Source organism: Streptomyces sp. NPDC048192, assembly GCF_043202415.1.
Classification (GTDB): domain Bacteria; phylum Actinomycetota; class Actinomycetes; order Streptomycetales; family Streptomycetaceae; genus Streptomyces.
Window position 1 is genome coordinate 37,544 of the sequence record NZ_JBIDAL010000021.1, and the last position, 23,029, is coordinate 60,572.

A 23,029-nucleotide genomic window follows, 5' to 3' on the forward strand; every position below is an offset into this window, starting at 1 on the left:
CCGTCCGGCGGTGACCGGCCGACCATGTTTCCAACGCCGAGGAACCGGCCCGCGAGGGGATGCAGAAGCGTCCTCAAGCCCGAGAGGCTGCGCCTGCCGGTGCCGGGTCAGAACCGAGAAAGGACGAAAGACGATGAAGGAGTTCCTGGTCGTGCTCACCACGACCGTCCCTGAGGGGACCGACCCGGAGGAGGTCACGCGGCGCCGTGCCGCCGAAGCCGTCCGCGCCAGGGAGCTGGCGGCCACCGGTCACCTCGGCCGGCTGTGGCGCCCCGTCGGTGAGCTGCGCAGCATCGGCCTGTGGCGCGCCGACGACGAGGCCGACCTGCGCGAGAACGTCCTCGGCACGCTGCCCCTGTGGCCCTGGATGACCGCCGAGGTCACGGCGCTGCAGCCGCATCCCAACGACCCGGGCACCAGCAGCCGACCCACGGCTTTCAGGCCGTAGCCAGGAGGCAACCGATGAACGGCACAGCAGCACAGGAAGCCATCGTGCATGGCGTGATGGACCGGTGGAAGTCCGCGGTCGACGCGCACGAACCGCAGCAGGTCGCCTCGCTCTTCACCGAGGACGCCATCTTCCAGGGACTCCACCCTTACACCGTCGGCCGTCCGGGCGTCGCCGACTACTACGATTCCCAGCCGATGGGGCTGAGAGCCGACTATCGCGTGCTGGAGACACGCAGGCTCGCGGAGGACGCCCTGCTCGGTTACCTGGGTGTCGACTTCACGTTCACCGACAGGCCCGCCCTCCAGGTCACTCTCAGCGTGGTGCTCAGGCGCCTCGGCGGCCAGTGGTACCTCTCTCATTATCAGGTGTCAAAGCTCGTCTGACGTGGCGCGGACGGGCCGCACTCGGCCCGATCGGCGGGACGCCCTCCACCCCGACAGCCCCTGGACGTGACGACCCATCAGAGGGCGGCCGGCGTCGACACCCGGTCCTGGGGGCCTCGGGCCGTCAAGGAATGCGCCGTGGTCGCCGGCGGTTGTCCCGAGCATTCGCCTCGCCCGGCGCATCGGCGCGTGCCGTGAGCGCTGCGGGCATCAGACATCGACACCTGAGGGGAAGAGGCCATGAAGCATCCCGAGTCCGCAGACGATCTTCCCAGGCTGCGCCGCATCCGTCTGCCCGGTACCGTCATGACGGCTCCTCCGGGGGCAGCCCGGCGACCGCGTGACGAGAGGGACACGGACTCCCGTGCACCGGACACACCTCGGACTGCCGCGGCATGAACCCAGTGGTCGGGGGAGGCGCGTGGCGCTTCGGTTCGACATGCCAGGGGCGTACTGCAGGAGAAGGTGGCCGTGATCACCGGAGGGACCAGCGGGATCGGGCTGGCCATCGCCCATCGTTTCGTCCGGGAGGGCGCACGGGTCCTCGTGACCGGCCGGGACATCGACCGCCTCGAGGCGGCGGTCAAGGAGTCGGGCTCCGCGGCCACCGGCGTGCGGGCCGACATCTCGATCCTCGCGACCTGGACGCGCTCTACGCGCGGGTCCGTGCTGAGGCCGGACGCATCGACGTGCTGGTGGCCAACGCGGGAATCGCCGCGGACGCCACGCTCGGCGCCCACACCGAGGCGAACGTCGACCTGACGCTCGCCGTCAACGTCAAGGGCACGCTCTTCACCGTTCAGAAGGCACTCCCGCTGCTGGCGGAGAACGCCTCCGTCGTGGTCGTCGGTTCGTCCAACAGCGCGCGGCCCAACGAGCAACTCGAGGTCTACAGCGCCTCGAAGGCAGCGGTGAGCAACCTCGTGCACAACTGGGCCCGGCAGTCGCGCGAGCGCCGGTTCCGGGCCAACGTGCTCAGCCCGGGACCCACACGGACCCCTGGCCTGCTGGGCGCGGCGGGGCCGGGCGCCGACCGGTTCGCCGAGGCCACCGTGCCACTGGGGCGGCTGGCCGACGCCGAGGAAATCGCCGAGGCTGCCTGTTCCTGGCTTCGGACGCCTCGTCGTTCGTCACCGGCGCCGAACTCTTCGCCGGCGGCGGCTATACCCGGGCCCGAACGACGGCCGGTTGCGCGCATCGAACGGCCCGCCGCCCCCTGGACGCACGCCCCGGCGGCTGACCCCCACCCGGCACCAACACCAACCCCGGCCCAGCCCCGGCCCGCGCCCAGCGGCCGCCGGGGCTCTTGCATGCCCGGTCCCGCACCTGGCCGTCGCCCTCGTCCCGCCTGGCCGGCCGCAGGTGCGCTGTGCGTGGTGCCGACCGCCATAGTGGTCGTCGTCGAGCGGGTGCAGTCGGGCGCCCACTATCCCAGCGATGTCGCCGCCGGCGCTGTCATCGGCCGCCTGGCCAGTGCCTGGCCCGGTCGACGGCGCGGAGGAGACCGTGCCCGATGGCGAGGTGGTGCGCGTGTCGTCGTGGTTGACGCAGCCGGGCCGGTCCACCGGTGGACGCGTGCTGCTGCGACGAAACCCCGGACTGCCGGGCGGGCGGCGGGCTGGATCAGGTGGCGATGGTGGCCAGTCCGACGATGCCGATGAGATAGACGACGACGGCGGTGATGCTGTCGATGCCCATCCGCGCGTACTGCCGGCGGGGCCGGAAGACGAGTCCGGTCATGTAGATGACGGTGAGGACGATCCCGAGTCCGGTGAGATAGATGTCGGTGTCGTGCGCGGCCGGCAGGACCGGCTTGCCGGAGATGACGGTGGCGAGCAGGAACAGCACGGGCAGGAACGCGTTGCCGCCGAAGATGTCGCTGACGGCGAGCTGGTAATCGCCCAGCCTGGTGGAGGTCAGGCCGGTGCTGACCTCGGGCAGGGAAGTCGCCGCGGCCAGCACGGTCGCGCCGAACAGCACCCCACTCAGGCCCTGGCGGGCGAAGAACTCCTCACCGCTGCGTTCGATGACCACACCCGCCACCAGCGTCGCCAACGCCGCCGCGGCGAACACCAGAGCGGCACGCCCGGTGCCGACGCCCCGGTCGGTGGCGGCCTTCTCCTTCTTGCCGCGGGAGTGGCCGCGGGGTTCGGGCTGGTTGTCCGGGGCGTCACCGCCCTCACGCCACGGCAGCCCCCGGCCCGCCCGGTTCAGCAGCACCAGCCCGATCACCCACAGTGCGGCGATCGCCATCGACGCGGGCGCCAGACGCGCCGCATGCAGGCCTGGTGAGAGCTGGGTGCCCATGACCACCACCGCCAGCACCACCACCACGAGCGCGCCCTCCAGCACCAGCTGGAGGCTCGCGGCCAGACGGGTCAGCGGTGCACGTGGACGCACCCCGGCAGCGTCCAGGACGGCCAGGACGATGGTCTGGATGGCGATGCCGCCGAGGATGTTGCCGACGGCGACGTCCAGCTGCCCGGCCAGGGCGGCCGAGACGGTGATGGCGATCTCCGGCAGGTTCGTCGCGATCGCCAGCAGAATCAGCCCGCCCAGAGCGCTGCCCAGATGGAGGCGTTCGGCCAGGACGTCGGTGGTGTCGGACAGCTTGATGCCCGCGTACCAGATGACGGCCGCACTGACCACGAACAGCACCAGCAGCACCGGCGAACTCAAAGATCCCATGCGGCGGCGAGTACCCGGAAAGGGACGTGACCTGGCATGGGCCTGCCCATCAAAAGGTCAAATGGGCAAGCCTGGACGTGCGGCACCGACGGTGTGGTCAGGAGATCGGCCTGCTGCCTGCCCTCCGGTGTCCACGCCCTGGACGACCGGTGCCTCGGGGAAGAAGCAGGGCGTACGAGGCCTGGCCGGCGGCTTCCGGGAGTACCTGCCCTTCGGCGTGCACGGGCCCGGCCCCTGCCGGGTTGGGGACCTGGTCCTGCACCCGGGTGACCGTTTGCATCGGTTCGCCGAAGTGCGCACTCTGCGCGTCCCGGAACCGCTCAGCCCCTGCGGAGGGCCGGGAATTAGGAGCGAAGGGGAGAAGACAGGAGAACATGGAGGATCTGCCGATCGACGACCTCAGAAAGGAGCAGCGCGGACAGCTTGGCGCGTGGCTCGCAGAGCGGCGGCGGCCACGCACGGCTGCCCTGGGGCACACCTCGCCCGCGGAGGGTACCGTGGGCGAGCGGCTGCGAGCGGTGGATGCCACCACAACTCCGCAGGACGGTGGCCATTTGGAAGGTAGCGAGCCGTGCCCTCCTCAGCGGTCAGCTGCCCTGCCCGGGGCCACAGCTCGGAGCTGAAGAAGGCCGACGCCTCCGCTCGCCACCGCACATCTACCGGGCCGGGCGCCTGACCCTGCCGGTGCATCCGCTCCTCCCGCACCTCGGCGTGCCTGCCATCACGGGGTGCGGTATTCAACCGTTCGGCAAGGCGCCGGCGCCGTCAGTGTTCCGTCCGGTGCCGCCGTCACGCGATCGGTGACCACGCCCGGAAGCCTCAGAGCTCCTGGACCGCCGTATCCTCGCCCGCCGCCGGTCGACCGGCCCCTTTCGGCGCAGCCGGCGCCCTATGTCCTCGGCGAGAAGCCCAGCGCAGCAGAAGGAGGATGCTGCGCAGCCGAGCGCCACCGCAGCGACCGACAGCTTGTGCATGGTCCCGTCCGGCAGCCGTACGAACACCCCGGATGAGGTGCCGTCCGGAGTTGACGACTTCCACTGCCGGGTCACGACACCGGTCACCGCGACCCCGCGGTCATGCAGAGCCTGCTGGTCGGAATCCGTCTGGCCGAAATAGAGCACAAAGCCGTACGCACTGAGCACGAGCAGACCGATGCCGCCTCCGACGACATAGGACGTCTTCTCACGGCCGCGAGGGTGGAGATACACAGCCGACAGCACCGGGACGACCAGGGAGACGACCACCCCGCCACACGCGAGGAAGAAGGCCATCAGGTTCCGGTGTCCTTGCGCCCACAGTGTCAGCAGCACCCATGTCGTGGCCAGGGTGAACCCGGTCGTCACGAACGACCCCACGGCGAAAAGCCCTACCCACCCCCCGGCACGCCCTCAGCACGTCCGGGCCCCTCGAACTCCCCATGCCGCCAGGCTGACCACGCTGCCCGCAACGGGCAAACCTCTCGGCAGACATTCCGGGTGCTGTGATGAACCGGGTTGCGGACCGCTACCGGCGCCTCCTCGGGCGAGGGGAAAACGAGCAGGGCGTGAGTCACATGCCGTTGACGGGCCGCCATTTGGCGTCGACAGCGCTGGTGTACGTGGTCCTGGATGACCTGTGGCTGGTCGGTGAACGGACCGATCGCAGGAACGCGGCGGGGCCGGAAGTCACTGGACATTGATCCGCATCGGTGCGGTCGGCCGGCTCCACCACTGATGAGGATCTTTGAAAACGGCCAAGGACGCTCGTCGCCCCACTTGGTTCGGTGTTCGACGAAGTGGGGAGTTTCAGCGAGCGCCGGACGCGTTCTCCGGCCACCTTGGACAGTCCGTCCCGCCTCTGGACCTGGCCGGCTGACACCGTGCGTGCCGCCTGATGAGAACTCTTGCCGTGCGCGGGTTGGTGGGGCTTCACAACAGGGGACCGGTGGTGCCCAGGACGACGAGTTCCGTGCTGCCCAGCACCTTCGCGAGCGCCTGCGGCGCGCCGCGCATGTGGAAGTAGTCCCACTGCGCGCGGTGGATCACCTGGTCCGGGTGGCTGAGCGCGCGCAACACGTCCCAGTGCAGGGCCTGGGCCCAGACGTATCCCGGTTCGCCGTCGACGTCCATGTCCTGCACGTCGATCGGGGTGTCCGCGAGCGCGGAGGCCAAGCGGTGACTGTCCACGGGCCCGGCGGCGAAGTCCAGGAACGCAGAGGGGTCAGCGCCCAAGGGCGCGTCGTTGGCGCTCTCATCGTCCCGAGCCGGCCAGGAGTCGTAGCGGTGGGCACGCGCTCCGTCCCGCCAGACCTCCAACTCCAGTCGGTCGCCGTCGTACTGGAAGGCGGCCAGCACCGGGGCGCCCAACTCGGCGCTGATCGGCCCGGCGAGCATGAAGACACTGTTGTCATCGACGGACCGGTCCGGATGGACGAGGCAGAATCTCGGCCCGGCGGGAGTCGCGTAGCCAGCCGCGCAGACCTCGCGTAGGACGGGGGCCGCCTGTTCGAGCGGCACGGGAATCAGAATCGTGCCGTATGTGGTCACGGCCTCACCTCCTGGGGCACGGTGACCCTACGTGGTGGTGAAACTGTGGGCAAAAGGAAATATGCCACTTCAGGCTCGTGCCAGTCCGATGACCTCGCCCGAACCTCAGCGGTGCCTTGAACGGTGCGCCGACCAACCATGACGGGTCTCGACGGGACTTCCTCTACCGCAACCACTCGTGTCCGCTCACGAGCGGCCCCTCCCTTACGGCATCCGGCCACAAGCCAAGGGCCGCATAGGTGGGGAGATCCATCGAGCGGGTGTCGGGTAACCCTCGAGCAGGAGTGGCGGTTTTCAAAAAGCGCCATCACCACGTCGACGAGGCCGCGGCCGCCGAGCGGCTGCTCGCCGGCCTGATCAGGGTGGACACGGACGGGGGCTGGCCGAGTCACCGACAAGGCCTCCGATCCTGGCGCGCAATCGCAGCATCCGGTCCCGGCGGCCCTGCTGGCCACCCTGCGCGGCAAGAGCCGCCCCTTCGCCCTATGCGAGCTGAGATGGAGCAGCGCACACCACCGACAACCCGATCGCCGATTTCGGGTGCCTGATGCCGGGGGCACTCTTCGCTGTGCCGCTGGTATGGGGCCTGATGAGCCCGTGGCCGGTGCGCCGGGACCGGCCGCGGCGTACTGCCGGACCCTCCCGCCGCATCCGGCGCGCGGATGCTCACCGACGAGCAGCGCGACCTGCTGCGGCGGAGCTGGACCAGGACGGGCCCGAGCGGAAGGCCAGCGGCTCCTGGTTCTCCCGCTCGCGCAGCAGACGCGTACGGAGCCGGCGGCTGGCCATGTTACCCAGCTGGGTGCCCACTCCGGTGCTCACGTCGCGCCGGACCCGCCGGCGGCCGTCCTCTCCGGAGGGCGCCGACCGGCCGGCGGGCCGGGGGCTCAGCTGCTGTAGAACATCTCGTTGGCGTAGCGGACGCTGCACGCCCACTGCACGAGATGCGCGCCGTTCGCGGTACTGGAGCCTGAGATGTTCAGGCACAGCCCGCTGTGGTTGTTCTTCAGCAACTGCGGCTTGTCACCGGCCGAGGCCACGTGCCAGACCTCGTTCTCGTAACTGCGACTGCACGGCCACTGGACCACCCAGGCGCCCTGCTTCTTGCTCGCTCCCGCCACATTGAGGCACTGATGGCTGTAGTCGTTCCTGATGAGGAACGAGATGTAGCCGTGGTCGGTGAACGGGCCGATGGCGGTCCACTGCTCGTTCTTGTGGTGCGACACGCAGTCCCAGGCGTCGATCGCGGCGCCCTTGGCCTTGGTGTACCCGTGGTTTTCGATGCAGCGGTCCTTCCCATGGATCCGCGCGTAGATGTACCTTCCGCTGTCGCTCGTCGCGGCCGTCGCGTGCACCGTCCCGCCCGTGCCCGCCGCGCTTTGCGTACCCTGCGCCTGGGCCGCGCCAGCTCCGCCGCTGATCATCGCCGCCATCAGCGTGAGCGCGCCGACCAGCCGGATGCCGTGCCTGGCTATGGTGTCCATACGGCTCCTTCTTCCTGTCGTGCCGCGGCGTCCTGCGACTGCGCGGCTGCCGTCGTCACCACGCTAGGCACCCGCCCAGGGCACCGCGTCGCACGAGGGTTTGACCCGGCGTCAACCTTCCGCGCAGGGCTGACCCTCCACCTGCCGCGGTAGTAGCCCGGCCCCCGTCAACCCCTGGTGGTACGGGAGCCGACGGGGAGCTGAGGGTTTCGGTGCACGGGACCGGACATGTGAGTTCGGGCGGAGGTTCCGCACCCCCGACGGGCCCGTCCCTGGGAGATCAGGGACAGCCGGCGGCAGCGGCCGTCCGCGCTCAGGTGGAGATTGCTGGTAAACCCGTCCCGTGAGCGGCCCAGACCCGCGCCTCCAGCACCACCTCCCCCAGGGCGGGCGACGAGACTCTGCCCCGGTGTCTCGTCCGGTGTTCCGTGCCCTCGGCCCTTTTGATCTCGCGGCCGGAGGCGAGTCGGTACGGGCGTCGGCCGCGTGCTGATGTGCGCGGAGGATGGTGGAGTCGACCGAGATGTCCCAGTCGATTTCACCCGCCGCAACTGCCGCGGCCTGGACCTGCTGGAGCAGACGTTCCCAGGTTCCGTCAGCCGACCGCAGCCGGTGACGTTCTCGGGCCCATCAGAGGACCCCAAGCCGCATCACCCCACCGGGCGTCAGTACTCAGCGACAACGCCTGCGGACATGGGCTGGCCGCTTCGAAGTGGTGTCAGCTGTCGTCGACATGCCGAACTCTTATGGTCCACAGCTCGTCTTCGGACTCATCGACAAGTGGTGTCCGCTTCCACAGGAAGACGGGCTCGACAGCTACGGCTGTCTGAGAGGTCTGCGGGCAAGGCCGCTCATGGCCTGCCACTCGCCCGCCGGCAGGCGTGGTCGTCCCTTGAACGAGTGACACGAGGGGTGCACTGTCCTGGTGAGTGGTAAGTCTCGTGCACGTTCCTGTGTCCATACGTCCCTGAGCCCGACGCCCTCGTCCCGGAAGAGGAACCACCGTGCTGTCTGCCCGTCGCATCATGACCGTCGCCGTAGTGAGCGCACTTCTCTCCCTCGGAGCGATCGTCCCCGCCGCAGCCGCCCAGGCGCCGGATCCCGACGACGTCACCGATGGACTGGTCGAACAACCCGTCAGCACTCTTGTGGGCGCCCCGCTAGGCATCCCTCTCGCGTTCTGAGAGTTGGTTTCCAGCCCGAGCAGCCGACCCCGGTCCCGCCGTAGATCGCCTGATCAGGACGCTGCTGCCCTCGTCCGTGCGTCAGCATACTGCCTGCTCCCTTTCCTGCTTCCCGGCGCTGTGATGCGTTGCCGCCGCTGTGCGGGCGCGCGTCGTCGTCTGGGTGACGGATGCTGCGCGGGGCCGCGGAAGGACCCTCCGGAGTCCGCCGCTGCCGACCGCCGGCACCGCCCGTTGCCGCCGAGCCGGGGCACCGGCAGCCCCCGGCCCTCGGGGCCTGGCGAACCCGGCGGCGCGGGAGGCGGCCGGTTCGCCGGCGCTCCCGGGTGAGGGCCCTCGCACCGCTGCCGACGCAGGACGAATCTTCTCCGTCAGGGCCGTCCGCCTGGGTGCGCCCCGTTCGGCGCTTCCAGTTCCAGGGTCAGGCGGGCGCGGTCCAGTTTGCCGTTGGCGGTCAGCGGTAGGGCGTCGCGATGGACGATGCGGCGGGGGAGCATGTACGGCGGCAGGAGGCGTCGCAGTCCAGCCAGGAGTGGAGCGGCCAGTCCGGACGGTCCGAGGTAGACGGCGTGGAGTTCGCGTGCCTCGGGCGGTCCCAGCGCGATCACGCACGCGTCGGTGACGGACGGGAACGAGCGCAGTGCGGATTCGATCTCTCCGACTTCTATGCGGTAGCCGCGGACCTTCACCTGGTGGTCGAGCCGTCCGAGGTGAACGAGTTCGCCGTCCTCGCGGGCGACGAGGTCGCCGGTGCGGTACCACGCCTCGGGGGGTGGAGTTCCCGGCGGGGCCGGACGCAGGCCGGTGTCCGGCGTGCCCAGTGCGAAGCGGCCCGTGTTGTCGGCCGGGTCCAGGTAACCCGCGAAGCGTTGGGGGCCTCGTACGCACAACTCGCCCTGCTCGGTGGGCTGCCCGTCCGGGGTGACGATCAGGTGCTCCAGGTGGGGCAGCGTGTTTCCGATGGGCACGGTGCCGTTCGAGGTCGCCGGGCAGTCTTGGCCCGCGGTGCGCCGGAAGGCCGTGCAGAAGACCGTGGCCTCCGTCGGGCCGTAGGTGTTGTCGATGACGCTGTGGGGAGCCGCCGCCCTCCACCGGTCCCACTGGTGCCGGGTCAGGCGGTCTCCGCCGAACAGGGTCCAGCGCAGGCCGGGCATGCTGCCCTCGTCGAGGTCTCCGAGTCGTTCGGCGACCGAGACGACCGAGGGTACGGAGAACCAGTGCGTGAGGCGGTGCTCGTTCACGTACGCGGAGGGGCGCAGCGCCGCGCTGCGGTCCGGTACGACGAGGGTGCCGCCCCCGCACCAGGTGGCGAACATGTCGAAGACCGAGGGGTCGAAGGTCAGGTCGTAGGTGTGGGAGAGCCGGCTGTCCGGACCGATGGCGTAGGCGTCGACGCAGTGCCGGACGAAGGGGATCAGGTTGCGGTGGCGGATCGGCACGCCCTTGGGACGGCCGGTCGTGCCCGAGGTGAAGATCACGTAGGCGATGTCGTCCGGTCCGCTGCGGGCGATCGGCGGGTCGGCGGCGCCCCTGCGTAGTTCGGTGCAGTCGTCGTCCAGGGCCAGTGCCACTGCCCTGGTCCGGTCGGCGACGGTGTCCATCTGCCCGGCACCGGACTCGTCTGCGAGCACCAGTCGTGCGCCGGCCGCCTGTGCCGCTGCGGCGTTGCGTTCAGCGGGGAACTGGGGGTTGAGCGGCACCACTGTCCAGCCCAGGCGGACCGCGGCCAGGTAGCCGGCGTAGGCGGGCAGGCTGCGCGCTGCGCAGAGTGCCAGCGTGGCAGGGTGCTCTCCGGCTATTTTCGCCAGGAGAGCGGCAATGGTTTCAGCCATTCCGAAAAGTGTGCGATAGCTGTAGCTTTTCCCGCGTATTTCCAGGGCGACCCCCTCCGTGTCGCGGCGGGCTGTGGCCGAAAGTAGTTCGGATAAGGCGGATGAGGGTAAAGAAGGCGTCATCGACTCACTCCGCTGGCTTCTGGCGCGAGCATGAAATAGGGCAGGCGCGGCCGTCCGGCCTCATTACGCCTGCTTTTCTCTCGTCATTTTCGAGAGGGTCAGACGCTGGGTACCCGAGGCTTCCTGCTTGAAACAAACATTCTCGGCCGTGACATCGATGCAGGTGGAGTCCGGTTCTTCGGGGAGTAACGGCAAGCGGATGATGATGATCCATTTGTTCACAGGACTTGTTCAATATTTCTTCGGTGAGGCAGGCGCGGTCATCATGTGCCCAGGTCGGGATGGTGTTTTTCCTCGCTTCGCAACCCCCGCCGGAGCCCCTTCTTCGTACTCTGCCGGTTGACATCGAACTCCGCGCCTTCGTAGCGTCGTACTCCTCGGGTGGCGGCCTTCGCCGAATCCCTCACCTCTGCCCCTCCACATCTTCGTGGGAGGATGAATGACCACCGCAGACAATCCGGGTGCCTTAAGCTCCGGTCCCCCCTCAAGCGTGACGCAGGCCCTCTGGCGGGAAATCCTCGGTCCCTCCGCAGACCCCACGCGAAGTTTCCTCGACAACGGCGGCGACTCGTTCCACGCCGTGCTGCTGTCCACGCGCCTCTACGAGATCACCGGCGCCGAAGTCGACTACCTCGACGTCCTCACGAGCGATGACCTGAGCGCGTTGTCGGCACTGGCGGACGAGCGCACCACGGCCTGAGCCGGCGCCGTCCGCACCCCCGCCATTGCCCTGCCTCACATCGGGACAGACTCTTGAATGATCCGTTACCGAACCACCCGGCGGTGAGCCCCCCGTCCGCCGTTCCACCGGCCACGGCCCCCACCGCGGTCGGCGCACCGCCACGTCCCTGGCTCGAGCCGGGGTCAGTGACCGCTTCACACAGCACCCTTCGTCCGGCCGACCCTCATGTCACCGCGCGCGGGCCGGCCGCCCAGTCGTCCTACGACCCGGCCGGCTTCCTCAAGGCTGCCCTCGGCGGCTGCCGAGTGGACTCGGAGACGACCACCCTGCGGCGTGTGCTGCTGCACCGGCCCGGCCGCGAACTGGAGCGCCTGGTACCGGAGAACCACCGTGAGCTGCTCTTCGACGACATCCCCTGGCTCAGTGCCGCCCAACGCGAGCACGACGCGTTCAGCGCTCTCCTGCGGGACCGCGGCGTCGTCGTGGTGGAGCTGACCGACCTGCTGGCCGCCGCCGCGGCACTGCCCGACGGACGACGGCGCCTGGTCGACGCGGCGATCGGCCGGACCGCCGGCTTCGCTCACGGCCGAAGGGCCGCACGTGAACTGCGGCGCTGGCTGCACGATCTGCCCCCGCAGCACTTGGCCGCGCACCTCCTCCTGGGCGCCACACTCGAGGAGCTCTCCGCACACCGGCGTGCCGCCCTGGGGGAGAGCCTGGGCATCGGTGAGCGACCGCCCGGGTGGCTCGCGCTGTCCCCCTTGCCCAACGCCATGTTCGTCCGCGACACGCTCAGCTGGATCGCCGGACACAGCGCCGTCGGCCGGATGGCCTCGACGGCCCGAGCCCGCGAAGGAGTTCTGCTCGACGCGCTCCTGCGCAGCGCTCAGGTGCCCGGCCTCCTCCCGTCGGCCGACCCCGGGCCACTCACCCTCGAGGGCGGCGACATCATGGTGGCCGGACGGGGCTGCGTGGTGGTGGGTGTGGGACGACGTACCACAGCCGCGGCGGCCGAGGAACTGGCACGCTCGCTGCTGGCCGGTGGCGTCGCCCGGCGGGTCCTCGCCGTCTCGCTGCCCGCGGACCGTCAGACCATGCATCTGGACACCGTGATGACGATGGTCGACCACGACACCGTCCTGGTCAGCCGCACCCACCACCAGGACTGCCGCTGGCACACCCTGGAACTCGACAGCCGCGGCGAGATCCGCGCAAGGGCGGTGGACGACGGTTTCGCGGCCCTGGCCGACGCCCTCGGCCTGCCGGCCCTGCGGATCGTGGACACCGGCGACGACGGTTTCGCCGTACGCCGGGAACAGTGGAGCGATGCCGCGAACGTACTGGCGCTGCGCCCCGGACTCGTCATCGCCTACGACCGCAACGACGCCGCCAACCGGTGTCTGAGACGTGCCGGCATCGAGGTGCTGACCTTCCCCGGCTCCGAACTCGCCCGCGGCCGCGGCGGACCGCACTGCCTGTCCTGTCCGCTGCTGCGTGAGCCGTCCTGAACGACGGCCCCCCTGCACCAGCCATCACCCACCACGGCGGCGCCTTGTCCGCCGCCGCCCACCACCCGGGCCCGCACGCCCGCGGCCCGGCCGACATCCTCTCCGGGAGAACCAGGATGACCACCTACGACGAGGGTCTGACCACCGACACCACCGCACCGCCCCGCGAGGCGTCGCAGGTCAAGGACACCGTCCGCTCCGTCTACCAGCGCGTCGCCCAGGAGTACGACGAGCGCATCCCCGGCGCCGGTCCAGCCGACGACATGTTCACCGCTACGGAGCGCGCCTTCCTCCTGCACAAGATCCGCTCCGGCCAGCGGGTGCTGGACATGGGCTGCGGGACCGGCCGGTTCACCGTCCCCATGGCCGAGCGCGGCGCCCGGGTCACAGGCCTGGACCTGTCCCAGGCCATGCTCGACATGGCTCGGGACAAACTCTCCGCACGCGGGCTGGAGGCCGACCTCCGCGAGGGCGACATGGCCGCGCTGCCCTTCCCGGACGAGTCCTTCGACGTCGTCACCAGCATGCTCGCCCTGATGCACATCCCGCTCCAGGACAGGCCCGCGGTCTTCGCCGAGGTCAGGCGGGTGCTGCGGCCGGGCGGCAAGATGCTGCTGGGGGTCAAGAACAGCCTCATCGAGCAGTTCTTCAAGGCCGACCGCTTCGCCTCCGTGGACGTCACCGACGTGGACGGAAAGGAACTGGTCTTCACCCGCACCCGTAGCGGCGAGGAGTACTCCGCGCCCTGGTACAGCTTCAGCCCGCAGGACCTCAACGCACTGTTCGCCACCGAGGGCATGGTGGTCACGCAGTTACGGGGCAACTCGACGCTGGCGGCCTGGCTGGCCGACGAGGTGCTCGGCGATCCCGCCGTCGCCCTCGCGGTGCAGTCCTTCGAACGTGCCCTGTGCGACACCCCGCCGTTCAACCACCTCGGTTACCACCTGCTGGTCGAGGCCGTGAAACCGCGGCACTGACCCGCGCGCCGGGCCCCGCCGTGCCAGAGGGCTTCAACGGCGGGCCCGGCGCACCTGCGTACCACCCCGTCGGCATCGCTCAGGCAGCGCACTCACAGGACCCCGTCATGCCTCTTCAGGAAACGACAGCACCCCCCGACACGATGCCCAGCCCGCTCACCGACGCCCAGCTCGGGCTGTGGCTCGCCCACCAGATACGGCCGGGCGACGCCGACCTGCACGTGGTGCGCGCCTTCCGGGTGTCCGGGCCACTGGACCGAACGGCACTGCACCGCGCGCTGGAGGACGTCACCACCGCCCACCCGGCACTGCGCTCCCTGCACCCCGCGGACGGTTCCGGCAGCCCCGTACGCAGTGTCCAGCCGCCCCCGGGCGCCCCCGACTGGTCGGATCTGGGCAGCGGATCGGACCGGGAACTGGCCGACTTCCACCGGCGCCCCTTCGACCTGGAGACCGAGCCTCCGGTGCGTGCCGGAATCAGCCGTCCCGACCCGGACGGCCGGACGCTGGTCGCCTTCTGCTTCCACCACATCGCCATGGACGCCGTCTCGGCCGCCGTGTTCTGCCGGGACCTCGCGGAGGCCTACGTTGCGCGGACCAGCGGGGGACCGCCGGGTACGGCCACCCGTCCGAGCGGTCGCCCGAGGCCGTCGCATGCCACCGGGCGGCGGAGCGTCACAGGCCGGGCCGACGCCGAGGCGGCAGCCGCCTACTGGGCGCACCGCATGAGCGCGCCGCCGGCTCCGCTGGTGCACGCCCCGGCCGCCCGGGTCCCGGCCACCGGCCGGCCGGCGCGGACAGGGGAGCTGCGACGCGGCGCCCCCGCCGTCCGGGCCCTGCGCCAGACGGCCCGTTCCGCCGGGGCGACCGTGCACATGGTGCTGACCGCCGCCTATGCCGCAGCTCTGGCGGACGTCTTCCAGCGGGACGAGGTGGTCGTCGGCTGCCCCGTCTCGCTGCGCGGCGCCGGTGACGCGGACGTCGTCGACTGCCTGGTCACGATGCTCCCGCTGCGGGTGCGGCCGGAGGACGGATTCGGCGTGGCCCTGCTCGGACAGGTCCGTGAGCGCAGCATCGAGGCGCAGCGGCACCGCACCGTGCCTGCCGCCGTGCTGGCCGGTGCAGCGGGCGCGGCGACACTCGAAACGCCGTACCAGGCCGTCCTCGACATACGCCAGGAGGCGGTCGCCCGGCTGCCGTTGCGCGGCTGCCGCAGCGAGGCGGTGGACACCGAGGCCGGCTCCGTGCAGTACCCGCTGGACCTGGAAGCCCGCATCGGGCGCGACGCCGTACGCCTGGTGCTGCGAACGGACGCCGCGGCCGTCGCCCCCCGGCAGGCCGACGCGGTGCTGACGGCACTCGACGCCCTCCTGTGGCCCGCGCCGCCGCCCCGGGACGGCCGACCGGAAGGGGGCGCCCCGTGACCCCCTCCCGCATGCCTCCCGGCCGCACCCCGCTCACGAACCCGCGGCCGCGTGCCGACGCGGCCGGCGGCGCCGGCGAGGAGACCTCCCACGCGGTGACGCCGTTGCTGCCCGGACCGCCGGGGACGGCCCCCTGCTATCTCGTGCACCCCGTGGGCGGCGGCCTGCTGTGCTACCTGCCCCTGGCCCGAGCCCTGTCCGCCCACCACCCGGTACGCGGCATCTCCTCACCGCTGCTGTCCGGGCACTCCGCCCCCGGTGAACTGTCCGAGCTGGCTGCGGACTACGCCGCCCGGATCGACGCCGACAGCAGCGGTCCCTGCCTGGTGGGCGGCTGGTCCTTCGGTGGCGCGGTGGCCTTCGAGACGGCTCGCCGGCTCACCGGGCGCGGCCGCGCCGTACGGCTGCTCGTCCTGCTGGACGCACCTGCGCCCGGCAGCGTGAGCGGCGCCATGGACGACGACACCCTGGCCCGGCAGTTCCTGTACGAAGTGCGCCGCATGAACGGCATGTCCGACGCCGAGGCCGGCGTCGCACCCGCCGCGGATCCGCTCGCTGCGGCCGCCCGCGACCTGGCCCGCGCCGATCCCGAAGCCGGCCCGGAGGAGACCGCACGGCGTTTCGACGTCTTCAGCCGGCACAGCCGCAGCCTGACCGGCCACCGGGCCGTCCACCCCCACTCCGGCCCGACGCTCGTGGTGGACACACAGCCGGCCGACGGCGGCCCCGCGCGCGGCGCCGCATGGCTGCCCCACCTCACCGGCCCCGTGCACCGCCTGACCGTGCCCACCGACCACTTCGGCCTGATGGGCCCGGAACCCGCCGCGGACATCGCCGCCGCCGTCGAGCGCTCGGACCCCGGAGAGGCGCCATGGACTTCCTGCTGACCCCGCAACAGCAAGACTTCCGCGCCCGCCTCCGCGAACTGCTGGGCGGCCCGGAGATGCGACAGGCCCTGCGCGACGGCAGCCGCGCGGACCCGCACGACCCCGATCCCCGGCCCGCCTACCGCCTGCTGGGCCGGCACCGGTGGCTCGCCCCCGACTGGCCGGCCGAGCGGGGCGGAGCCGGCCTGGACACGGTGTGCGCGAACATCCTCACCGAGGAACTCGCCGTCCACCACGTGCCGGACAGCGCCCACGTCAACAGCGTCCGCAACGCCGGCCGTTGCCTGCTGCTGTGCGGCAGCGACCGGCAGCGCGAGCGCCTGCTGCCGCTCCTCGCCGGCGGCGACGTCCTGGCCGCCGTGCTCTACAGCGAACCCGAAACAGGCTCCGACCTGGCCTCCCTGCGCACCATCGCCCGCCCGGCACACGACGGCTGGCGACTGCACGGCACCAAGGTGCACAGCGTCAAGACGGCCCACTGCGACCTCGCGATCGTCGCCGCCCGCACGGGCGAGCACCCCGAACCGCTGCTGGGGATCACCCTGTTCGTGGTCGACCTGCGCGCCCCGGGAGTGACCGTCCGCCCTGTCGACGGCGTCAACCACGAACCGTTCCACCAGGTGCTCCTCGACGGTCTCCGGGTCGGCCCGGAGGACGTCGTCGGGGACGTCGATGAGGGCTGGCTGGTGATCACCGAAGGGCTGGCCGTCGAGCGCGTGGGCATGGACTACAGCGCCCGGGTGCGTGCTCACCTCGCCTGGCTGCGGCGGCGGGCCGCCGACCGCGGCTTCGGCAGTGCCGTGGCGGAACGTCTCGACCGGATCTCCACCGCCGCCGAGGCGGGCCGTCTGCTGGCCTGGTCGATGGCCGGCCGGCTCGCGGACGGCGACCTCGACCCCGCCGAGGCAGCCGAGTCGAAATGGCTCAACAGCGAGCTGATGCGAGAGGTGTGGGAACTGTCGCAGGAACTGTCCCTGCCGCACGACCTGCTGACGGCACACGATCCGGGAGCGCCCGAGGACCGCACCGCGCTGCTGCTGAACCGGGAGGCGCCCGGGCTGAGCCTGTCGGCCGGTACCTCCGAGATGATGCTCCAGGTCATCGCCGGCAACCTGGGACTGGAGGCCGGCGATGCGCAGTGAGCCCGGCTCGGCACCCCCCGGCCTGGCCGCGGAATTCCGGAGCGCCCTGGAGACGTGCCAGGCCGAGACGGCCGCCCTCGCGCCCCGCTGGGCCGCCCTGACGGTGCCCTGCTCCCGCGGCGGCCGCGGGCTGGACCAGACGGCGGCCGTGCTGGTCGCGGAAGAGACCGGCCGAGCCGGACGCGACGGCACCCTGCTGGACATGATCGCCGCGGCGGAGACGCTCGCCGCGGCCGGCCCGGGCCCGGCGGCCGCCGTGCTGGACGGCCTGACCACCGGCGCGGACGTCCCCGCGGTGAGCTGGTGGCCCGCACCCGGCGAGCGGCACGGCAACGACGCCGAACCACCGGGGCACCGGGACTTCGCCGTCGGACTGCCGGCCGCCACGGCGCTGCTGCGGCTGCCCCCGGTCCCCGGCGACGGCGTGCGGTTCACGCTCGTCGCGCTGCACGGCGCCGCGTGGCGGGCGCAGCCGGGCCTGCACGGCGAGCGGCGCCACCGCCTGGACCTCGACGGCCGCGCGGGCCCCGTCCTCACCGCGGACGAGGGCGCGGCCCCGGGCGACGGCGGCCCGAGTCCGGCCGACCTCGACGGCATCCGCCGGGCCGCGTACGTGTGGGGGCTGGCCGATGCCGCCGTCGGCGCCGCGGTACGACAGGCCCGGCAGCGGCACCAGTTCGGCGTGCCGATCGGCCGCCACCAGGCGGTCGCCTTCCCGCTGGCCGCCCTCACCGCGCGCCTGCGCGCCGCCCGTCTGCTCACCCACTCCATCGCCGCCGCCGCAGACCGGGGCACGGCCTCGGCCGACGACGAGGACAAGCGCCCGTTCACCGAGCGGGTGGCCCACCTCGTGCGGCACACCGGCGCACTGTCCCTGGACGCCACCTGGTGCGCGCTGCACGTACACGGCGCGCACGGGCTCACCGACGACTCACCGGCCCAACTGCTCTACCGGCGGGCGCTGTTCCACACGACGCTCGCCCGGCAGAGCTCACACCGAACCGCCGTACCCGAAGGGCATGACCGATGACCAGCCTCGCCCATCCTTCCCCGGGCCTGTCGCCTCCGTCGGCGCGCGACGGCCTGCTGCACGACCTGGTCCGCGACCAGAGCCTGCGCACCCCGGACGCCCCCGCCGTCACCGACGCCACCAGCACCCTGACGTACCGTCAGCTGCAGGAGCGGGCCGACGCCCTGAGCGTCCACCTGGCCGACGCGGGCTGCGGCCCCCGCACACTGGTCGGGATCGCCCTCCACCGGAGCGCGGACGCGGTGGCGGCCGTCCTGGCGGTGCTCAACGTCGGCGCCGCGTACGTGCCCCTCGACCCGGCCTACCCGGTGGAGCGGCTGCGCGCGGTCGTGACGGACGCACGGCCGCGGCTCGTCCTGGCCGACGACCTGGAGGAGGCCGCACGGCTGCTGGGCGACGACGTCCCCGCCGTGGCGGTCGGCGCGATCCCCCCGGCACCGGCCGGGGGAGCCGCCGGGGTGCCGCGCGGGCAGGCGGAGCCGCACACGCCGGCCTACGTCATCCACACCTCCGGTTCCACCGGACGGCCCAAGGGGGTCGTGGTGCCGCACCGGGCCATCCGCTCGCGGGTGATCTGGGAGACGGACGCCTTTCCCAGCGGGCCCGGCGACAGCGTTCTGCACCGCACCTCCCTGGCCTTCGACATCTCCCTCCAGGAGATCTTCCCGCCGCTGGTCACCGGGGCCCGCGTGGTCGTCGCCGACGACGACGGACAGCGTGATCCGGCCCACCTGGTTCGGCTGCTGGCCCGCGAGAACGTCACCACCCTGGCCCTGGTGCCCTCACTGCTGCGCGCCCTGCTGGACGAGGACGAGGGCCTGCGGTCCTGCCCGCGGCTGCGCGAGGTGTTCGTCGGCGGCGAGCGACTGGACCGGCCGCTGCACGACCGCTTCCTGCGCCACGCCACGGCCCGGCTGCACAACATGTACGGGCCCACCGAGTACGCCGTCGACGCCACCTACTGGACCTGCCGGCCCCTGCCGCCCGGGCAGGAGGTACCCATCGGGCACCCCCTGGCCCGCACCGCGCTGTACGTCCTCGACGAAGCCCTGCGTCCCGTACCCGACGGCGCCACCGGCCAGCTGGCGATCGCCGGCGACCAGCTCGCCCTGGGCTACCTGGGCGACGAGGAGGCGACCGGCCGCGCCTTCCCCGACAACCCGTTCGTGCCCGGCACGCGCATGTACCTCACCGGCGACCTGGTGCGGCGGCGCCCGGACGGCGCCCTGGAGTTCATCGGCCGCGGGGACGACCAGGTCAAGGTGCGCGGCCACCGGATCGAACTGGGAGACGTCGAGGCGCACCTGCTGGACCTGCCCAGAGTACGGGCCGCGGCGGCCCGAGCCTTCACCGATCCGGACGGGCAGGACACCGTCCTGGTCGGCTACGTGGTGGCCGGTCCGAACGATATCGACCCGCGCGCCCTGCGCCGTGCCCTGGCCGAGCGGGTGCCCGCGCCCCTGGTCCCGGCCGACATCGTGGCTCTGGAAAGGCTGCCGCTCGGCCCGACCGGGAAGACCGACCGCGCGGCTCTGCCCGACCCCCGGCGAGCCGTCACCCACACGTCCGACCAGCAGACCGGAGCGGCGCAGGCGGACGGCGAGCCGGGCGACGAGACCGCCCGGGCCGTCGTCGAGGTGTTCGCCGAAGTACTGCGCCGCCCCGCGATCGGCCCGCACGACGACTTCTTCGACCTCGGCGGCAGCTCCCTGCAGGCCGCACGGCTCGTCAACCGGCTGCGCAAACGCCTGGGCCGCGACCTCGCCCTGGCCACCCTGTTCGAGGCGTCCACGCCGGCCGGCATAGCCGCCGTACTGCAGGAGGCTCCCCGTGCCGGAACCTGATGTCACGGCCGTGGCCCCGGCCGAACGCGCCCAGGCCGCCGGCCCCGTCGACGCGGCGGCAACCGGGCGCAGGGCGTCGGCCCGGCCGGCGACGGCTGCGGAGCGCCGGTTCTGGGCTGTGGACCGCACCTCCGGTCAGCGCGCGGCCGCCGCGACCTTCGCCCACTTCCGGCTGACCGGACCGCTCGACCTCACCGCCCTGACGCTGGCCCTGCGTGCGGTACGCGAACGCCACGAGGCGCTGCGCACCGCGTACACGGTCCAGGGGGCAGCCCTGGTCGCCCAGGTCACCGACCGTCCGCCGGAACACGAACCGCTGCTCCTGCCGTCCGGGACCGCGCCGCACGAGGCCGTGGGCGTCCTGCGGCGCGCGGTCGGCTTCGACACGGCAGCCGCCGATCTGCTGCGCTGGGCCGTCGTACCGCTGCCCGACGGGGCGGACGTACACCTGGCCGTCCATCACATCGCCTTCGACGGCGCCTCGGGCGAGGTGCTCGCCGCCGACCTGGCCCGCGCCTACGCCACCGCACTGGCCGGGCGCCGCCCCGAACTGCCGATCGCAGTTCGCGGCCCGGCACCGACCCTCGATCCGGGCTGCCGCGCGGCACTGGAGCAACACTGGCGCCACGCCCTGTCCGGCGTCGGCGACCTGCCGGACGACGGACGCGGCCTGACCCGGCGTGACATCCTCACCGGCCGTCTCGCGCAGTGCCCCGTCAGCCTGGACCGGGCCGAAGCGGCAGCCCTGCGCGAGCGGGCCCGCGCCGCGGCGGTCACGCCCTTCGCCGTGCTGCTGTCCTGCTACGCACGCGCCCTGGCCGGGCTCGCCGGCGCCCGGGACTTCGCGATCGGCACAGCGGTCGCCGACCGGCCCGCCGGCACGGAGGAAGAGGTCGGCTGCCGCTTCACGATGGTGCCCGTGGCAGTGCACGACCCCTTCGCCGAGGACTGCGTGACACGACTGTGGGACACCGTCGTCGACTGCGTCCTGAACGCGGCGCTGCCACTGGAGGACATCGTGCGCGTCACCGGCCGGGGCCGCGGCCGCCGCATGCCGCTGTACCAGGCGACCTTCCTGCTCCAGAACTGGCCGCGCCAGGCGCACCGCGCGGGCCCCGTCACCGTGCGAACGCGACCGGTCCCGCCCACCGCCCCCCAGGCGGAAGTGCTGCTGGAGCTGTACGACGACGGTGACGGGCCGGTGCACGGCGTCCTCCAGGCGCCGGACACGTCCGTATGGGCCGACCGCCTGCAGACCCTGGCCGAGCACTGGCGCCGCCAGGCGTGCCCGGCCCCCACTCGGCAGGGCACCGACTGACGCGGCCCGTGTCCGGCCACCGTGCGCCGCCAAGCGGCCTGCCTGCCGTGGCCCACGCCAGGTCCTGCTCCGGGCCATAGTGCGCGGCTCGGACCCTGCCTCACCCCGTCATCGCCCTTGGGAACCCGCCATGATCACTGGACAATCGCCCCTGACCGCATCGCGACCGGCACCCCAGCCGTTCACCGCGCCCGGAACCCACCGGCAACTCCTCGACCAGGGCGCCGGCGCCCTGCCGTGCGACGATCCCGCGCTGAACGGGCTGCTGGACGCCGAAGTCCGCTTCCAGCAGCAGAACCTGGCGATGGTCGCCTACGCCAGCCTGGCCCACCCCTCCGTCCTCGCGGCAGCGGGCAGCGCCCTGTCCAACGTCACCGCCGAGGGCTACCCCGGCGCTCGCTACCATCCAGGAGCACGCTTCTTCGACGAGGTCGAGCGACTTGCGGCTCAGCGGGCGGCGGCGCTGTTCGGCGCCCGCCACGCCAACGTGCAGCCCCACTCATGCTCGTCTGCGAACCTCAGCGTGCTGTTCGCCCTGATGCGGCCGGGTGACACCCTTCTGGGCCTCGACCTGGACGCCGGCGGCCATCTCACCCACGGCGCCCCTGCCTCGGTGACCGGCAGGTACTTCCGGGCCGTACGCTACGGCCTGGGCTCCGACGGCCGCATCGACCCCGACGAGGTCGCCGCCCTCGCCCGCCGGCACCGGCCGACAGTGATCGTGGCCGGCGCCAGTGCCTATCCGCGTACCTGGGACTACGGCGCCTTCCGGGCCGTCGCCGACGAGGTGGGCGCCTGGCTGCTCGCGGACATCTCGCACGTCGCCGGGCTGGTGGCCACCGGCCTCCACCCCAACCCCGTGGACACCGCGCACGTGACGACCACCAGCACCTACAAGCAACTGGGCGGACCCCGCGGCGGGTTGATCCTTCTCGGGGCCGCGGCGGACGAGCGAGCCGGCGCCGACAGCGGCACGCCGCTGGCCGAGCGGATACGACGAGGGGTCTTCCCGCGCACCCAGGGCACGCCGAACGCCGCTGCGATCGCGGCCAAGGCACGCGCTCTCGGGCTGGCGGCCGGCCCCGAGTTCACCGCGCTCGCACGGCGGATCCGGACGGACGCCCGCGTGCTGGCCGACGCCCTGACGGCGCGTGGCCACCGCCTGGTCAGCGGCGGCACCGACAACCACATGGTCCTCCTCGACCTGACCGCCGCCGGAGTGAGCGGAGCCGATGCCGAGCGGGCGCTGGAAGAGTGCGGCATCCTCGCCAACCGCAACCGGGTGCCCGGGGACACCCGACCGCCTCTGGTCACCAGCGGGCTGCGGCTGGGCACCAACATCCTCGCGCAGCGCGGTCTGGGGCCCGCCGAGATGCACACCTGCGCCGACCTGGTCGACACGGTCGTACGCGGCCTGGGCGGCAGGGGAGGGCGGGACGGCCTCGACCCTGCGCTCGCCTTACGGGTGCGTGCAGCCGTGCGAGAACTGTGCGACCGCTTCCCGGTGCCCCAGTACCCGGCCGCGCGCTGACGAGGAAGGACACGTC

18 protein-coding genes and 1 pseudogene are annotated in these 23,029 nt (G+C 72.1%); 14 read left to right on the forward strand and 5 right to left on the reverse strand.

The genetic code is table 11. The annotated features are described in order from the left end of the window. Positions 1-133 precede the first annotated feature (133 nt). From ACGFZN_RS34520 to ACGFZN_RS34530, 3 genes and pseudogenes are all read left to right on the forward strand, one after another. Complete coding sequence (locus tag ACGFZN_RS34520; protein ID WP_393862410.1) at positions 134-448, forward strand: muconolactone Delta-isomerase family protein; 315 nt, start codon at positions 134-136, stop codon at positions 446-448. A gap of 14 nt (positions 449-462) precedes the next feature. Continuing rightward, the gene (locus tag ACGFZN_RS34525) at positions 463-834 is read left to right on the forward strand and encodes an SgcJ/EcaC family oxidoreductase (protein WP_393862411.1); all 372 of its coding nucleotides are present in this window, start codon (positions 463-465) and stop codon (positions 832-834) included. A gap of 471 nt (positions 835-1,305) precedes the next feature. Then, positions 1,306-2,008: pseudogene (locus ACGFZN_RS34530) on the forward strand (SDR family NAD(P)-dependent oxidoreductase); the annotation flags it as partial. A gap of 449 nt (positions 2,009-2,457) precedes the next feature. Here ACGFZN_RS34530 and ACGFZN_RS34535 read toward each other — a convergent pair. From ACGFZN_RS34535 to ACGFZN_RS34550, 4 genes are all read right to left on the reverse strand, one after another. Beyond that, entirely contained in the window at positions 2,458-3,522 is a 1,065-nt protein-coding gene (locus ACGFZN_RS34535) for a sodium:calcium antiporter (RefSeq protein ID WP_393862412.1), read from the reverse strand. A gap of 737 nt (positions 3,523-4,259) precedes the next feature. Next, positions 4,260-4,865, reverse strand: coding sequence for a hypothetical protein (locus ACGFZN_RS34540; RefSeq protein ID WP_393862413.1), 606 nt, complete (start codon positions 4,863-4,865; stop codon positions 4,260-4,262). A gap of 564 nt (positions 4,866-5,429) precedes the next feature. Continuing rightward, positions 5,430-6,047: a hypothetical protein gene (locus ACGFZN_RS34545; RefSeq protein ID WP_393862414.1), complete on the reverse strand. Its 618-nt coding sequence runs from the start codon at positions 6,045-6,047 to the stop codon at positions 5,430-5,432. 887 nt (positions 6,048-6,934) lie between these two features. Then, positions 6,935-7,531, reverse strand: a complete 597-nt coding sequence (locus tag ACGFZN_RS34550; protein WP_393862415.1) for an RICIN domain-containing protein — start codon at positions 7,529-7,531, stop codon at positions 6,935-6,937. A 1,004-nt stretch (positions 7,532-8,535) separates the two neighbouring features. On the opposite strand from ACGFZN_RS34550, the gene ACGFZN_RS34555 reads away from it, so the two are divergent. Beyond that, positions 8,536-8,715: a hypothetical protein gene (locus ACGFZN_RS34555; protein ID WP_393862416.1), complete on the forward strand. Its 180-nt coding sequence runs from the start codon at positions 8,536-8,538 to the stop codon at positions 8,713-8,715. Between the two features lie 371 nt (positions 8,716-9,086). On the opposite strand, the gene ACGFZN_RS34560 is transcribed toward ACGFZN_RS34555, so the two are convergent. After that, positions 9,087-10,670 carry an amino acid adenylation domain-containing protein gene (locus ACGFZN_RS34560; protein ID WP_393862417.1) on the reverse strand — a complete coding sequence of 528 codons (1,584 nt, stop codon included), beginning with the start codon at positions 10,668-10,670 and terminating at the stop codon, positions 9,087-9,089. A 490-nt stretch (positions 10,671-11,160) separates the two neighbouring features. On the opposite strand from ACGFZN_RS34560, the gene ACGFZN_RS34565 reads away from it, so the two are divergent. The 10 genes from ACGFZN_RS34565 to glyA all read left to right on the forward strand — a co-directional run bounded on the left by ACGFZN_RS34565 (position 11,161) and on the right by glyA (position 23,013). Beyond that, complete coding sequence (locus tag ACGFZN_RS34565; RefSeq protein ID WP_393862418.1) at positions 11,161-11,370, forward strand: phosphopantetheine-binding protein; 210 nt, start codon at positions 11,161-11,163, stop codon at positions 11,368-11,370. Positions 11,371-11,537: 167 nt separating this feature from the next. Then, on the forward strand, positions 11,538-12,860 hold the full coding sequence (locus ACGFZN_RS34570) for an arginine deiminase family protein (RefSeq protein ID WP_393862419.1): 1,323 nt from the start codon (positions 11,538-11,540) through the stop codon (positions 12,858-12,860). A gap of 116 nt (positions 12,861-12,976) precedes the next feature. Next, positions 12,977-13,837: a class I SAM-dependent methyltransferase gene (locus ACGFZN_RS34575; RefSeq protein WP_393862420.1), complete on the forward strand. Its 861-nt coding sequence runs from the start codon at positions 12,977-12,979 to the stop codon at positions 13,835-13,837. A 107-nt stretch (positions 13,838-13,944) separates the two neighbouring features. Beyond that, positions 13,945-15,261, forward strand: a complete 1,317-nt coding sequence (locus tag ACGFZN_RS34580) for a condensation domain-containing protein (protein ID WP_393862421.1) — start codon at positions 13,945-13,947, stop codon at positions 15,259-15,261. Next, positions 15,258-16,148, forward strand: a complete 891-nt coding sequence (locus ACGFZN_RS34585) for a thioesterase domain-containing protein (protein WP_393862422.1) — start codon at positions 15,258-15,260, stop codon at positions 16,146-16,148. Before ACGFZN_RS34580 ends, ACGFZN_RS34585 begins: the two co-directional genes overlap by 4 nt. Continuing rightward, on the forward strand, positions 16,133-17,290 hold the full coding sequence (locus ACGFZN_RS34590; protein WP_393862423.1) for an acyl-CoA dehydrogenase family protein: 1,158 nt from the start codon (positions 16,133-16,135) through the stop codon (positions 17,288-17,290). Before ACGFZN_RS34585 ends, ACGFZN_RS34590 begins: the two co-directional genes overlap by 16 nt. Then, a complete protein-coding gene (locus ACGFZN_RS34595; RefSeq protein WP_393862424.1) occupies positions 17,280-18,320 on the forward strand; it encodes an acyl-CoA dehydrogenase family protein in 1,041 nt (346 codons plus the stop codon). The genes ACGFZN_RS34590 and ACGFZN_RS34595 overlap by 11 nt, the downstream gene beginning before the upstream one ends. Beyond that, positions 18,317-20,164: an amino acid adenylation domain-containing protein gene (locus ACGFZN_RS34600; RefSeq protein WP_393862425.1), complete on the forward strand. Its 1,848-nt coding sequence runs from the start codon at positions 18,317-18,319 to the stop codon at positions 20,162-20,164. The genes ACGFZN_RS34595 and ACGFZN_RS34600 overlap by 4 nt, the downstream gene beginning before the upstream one ends. Further along, positions 20,151-21,482 (forward strand): condensation domain-containing protein, encoded by a 1,332-nt coding sequence (locus tag ACGFZN_RS34605; RefSeq protein WP_393862426.1) that lies wholly within the window; start codon positions 20,151-20,153, stop codon positions 21,480-21,482. The genes ACGFZN_RS34600 and ACGFZN_RS34605 overlap by 14 nt, the downstream gene beginning before the upstream one ends. A gap of 130 nt (positions 21,483-21,612) precedes the next feature. Further along, on the forward strand, positions 21,613-23,013 hold the full coding sequence (gene glyA / locus ACGFZN_RS34610; protein ID WP_393862427.1) for a serine hydroxymethyltransferase: 1,401 nt from the start codon (positions 21,613-21,615) through the stop codon (positions 23,011-23,013). Positions 23,014-23,029 lie beyond the last annotated feature (16 nt).